Origin of the sequence: Streptomyces sp. MK37H, from assembly GCF_018035285.1 — a bacterium.
Taxonomy (GTDB): domain Bacteria; phylum Actinomycetota; class Actinomycetes; order Streptomycetales; family Streptomycetaceae; genus Streptomyces; species Streptomyces endocoffeicus.
The window spans coordinates 1-2,749 of sequence record NZ_JAAAYH010000710.1; the positions used below are offsets into that span (position 1 = coordinate 1).

Here is a 2,749-nt window from a genome sequence, read left to right on the forward strand (position 1 = left end):
GCCTCGAGTGCTCGAGCGGGCCGGCTCCGCGGCGGCATCGGCCGGCCAGCCGCATCCGCGATACGGATACGGATCCGTATCCCCGTACCCATCACCCCCATCACCGCGAGGACCACGTGACCCTTCAGCCCTCGGACCCCAACTGGTGGCGGCAGGCCGTCTTCTACCAGATCTACCCCCGCAGCTTCGCCGACTCGGACGCGGACGGCATCGGCGACCTGCCCGGTATCACCTCCCGGCTGCCGTACCTCGCCGGCCTCGGCGTGGACTGCGTCTGGCTGAGCCCGTTCTATCCGTCCGCGCTCGCCGACGGCGGCTACGACGTGGCCGACTACCGCGATGTCGACCCGCGCCTCGGCACCCTGGACGACTTCGACCGGATGGTCGCCGAGGCGGACCGGCTCGGGCTGAAGGTCATGGTCGACATCGTGCCCAACCACACCTCCAGCGATCACGCGTGGTTCCAGGAGGCGCTGCGCTCGGCGCCCGGCTCCGCCGCCCGCGACCGTTACGTCTTCCGCGACGGGCGCGGCCCGGACGGCTCGCTCCCGCCCACGGACTGGATCTCCTGCTTCGGCGGCCCGGCGTGGACCCGGCTGCCCGACGGGCAGTGGTATCTGCACCTGTTCGCGCCCGAGCAGCCGGACCTGAACTGGGACCATCCGGAGGTGCGCGCCGACTTCCTCACCACGCTGCGCTTCTGGTCCGACCGCGGCGTGGCGGGCTTCCGCGTCGACGTGGCCCACGGCCTGGCCAAGGACCTGGCCGAGCCGCTGCGCGACATCGGGGACGTACGGGGCTACGACCCGGACGAACTGCCCGAGGACGGCAGCCATCCGCTGTGGGACCGCGATGAGGTGCACGGCATCTTCCGCGAGTGGCGCAAGGTGATGGACGAGTACGATCCGCCGCGGATCGCCGTGGCCGAGGCATGGGTCCGCAACTCCCGCCGCACGCCCTACGCCAGCCCCGAGGAGCTGGGCCAGGCGTTCAACTTCGACTTCCTCTACACCCCGCTGTCCGCGCCCGCGCTGCATACCGCCATCGACAGCGCGCTGCACGACGCCCGTACGGCCGGTGCCTCGGCCACCTGGGTGCTCTCCAACCACGATGTGATCCGGCACGCCACCCGGCTGGCGCTGCCCGACGAGCTGAGCCGGGCGGGGCGGGAGGCGTGGCTGCTCGCCGACGGCCGGGAGCCGGAGGCCGACGTGGAGCTGGGGCTGCGCCGGGCCCGGGCCGCGACGCTGCTGATGCTCGCGCTGCCGGGGTCGTCGTATCTGTACCAGGGCGAGGAGCTGGGCCTGCCGGAGGTGGCCGATCTGCCCCGGGAGGCGCTCCAGGACCCGACCTGGGAGCGCAGCGGCGGGCGGATCAAGGGCCGTGACGGCTGCCGGGTGCCACTGCCGTGGACGCGGTCCGGCCCGTCGTTCGGCTTCGGCGCGGGGGGCTCCTGGCTGCCGCAGCCGGAGTACTTCGGCGAACTGTCGGCCGAGGCGCAGAACGGGGTGGCGGGCTCCACGCTGGAGCTGTACCGGGAGGCGCTGCGGCTGCGCCGTGCGCTGGGCGGCGACGAGGGCGTGGAGTGGGTCGGCTCGGTGGAGGAGCTGAGCGCGGGGGTGCTGCACTTCCGGCGCTCCACCGGCTGGCACAGCCTCAGCAATCTCTCGGCGGTTCCGGTGCCGCTGCCGGAGGGCCTGGAGGTGGTGCTGGCCAGCGGTCCGCTCGACGGGGACCGGGTGCCCGCGCGCACGACGGTCTGGCTGCGCCAGCGCTCCGCGGGAAGTGCCGCGAAGTGCCGTCGTGCGTCTGCGGCCGCGTCGTGGCCGGTCGCGCCCACGCGGCGGAGCCGCATATCGACAGAGCCCCGCACATCGACACGGCCCCGCGCCCCTTCGGGGCGCACCCGAACCGCACCGGACTCCGGCGAGGCCGCTCAGCCGGAGGCCGTAGGCTGCTTGGCGGGGCGGGCCCGGGTTTTCCGGGCCCGCCCCGCGCCCCGTCGCCGACGACCGTTCGACCTTCGAGGAGAGACCGTGCTCGTGCTGCTGCCCCCGTCCGAGGGAAAGGCCACAGGAGGCTCCGGGTCCCCGCTGGACCTGGGATCGCTGTCGCTGCCGGGCCTGGGCAAGGCGCGGGCGGAGGTGCTGGATGAGCTGGTGTCGCTCTGCTCGGGCGACGAGGGGAAGGCCTCGGAGGCGCTGGGGCTCAGCGAGGGGCTGCGCGGCGAGGTCGCCAAGAACGCGGCGCTGCGGAAGGCCGTGGCACGGCCCGCCGGGGAGATCTACACCGGTGTGCTGTACGACGCGCTGGGCCTGGCCACGCTGCCTGCTCCCGCCCGCCGCCGCGCGCAGCGGTCGCTGCTGGTCTTCTCCGGGCTGTGGGGCGCCGTACGGATCGACGACCGCATCCCCTCCTACCGCTGCTCGATGGGTGTGAAGCTCCCGGGCCTCGGCGCGCTCGGCACGTATTGGCGGACCCGGACCCCGATGGCCGAGGTGCTTCCGGAGGCCGCCGGGGACGGGCTGGTGCTGGACCTGCGCTCGGCGGCGTACGCGGCGGCGTGGAAGCCCAAGGGGGCGGTGGCCGAGCGGACGGCGACGGTGCGGGTGCTCCAGTCGAAGATCGTGAACGGGGTCGAGAAGCGGTCCGTCGTCAGCCACTTCAACAAGGCGACGAAAGGCCGGATGGTACGGGACCTGCTGACCGCGGGCGCCGAACCGGACGGCCCCGGCGAGCTGGTGGAGGC

The 2,749-nt window shown here is 73.8% G+C and carries 1 protein-coding gene and 1 pseudogene; both read left to right on the forward strand.

Features of this window, described 5'->3' with window-relative positions; genetic code table 11:
- Positions 1-116: 116 nt before the first annotated feature.
- Positions 117-1,766 (forward strand): annotated as a pseudogene (locus tag GWI24_RS46450) (glycoside hydrolase family 13 protein); the annotation flags it as partial.
- A 276-nt stretch (positions 1,767-2,042) separates the two neighbouring features.
- Positions 2,043-2,749, forward strand: a 707-nt coding sequence (yaaA, locus tag GWI24_RS45990; protein ID WP_308344280.1) for a peroxide stress protein YaaA, incomplete at its 3' end; no start/stop codon positions are given.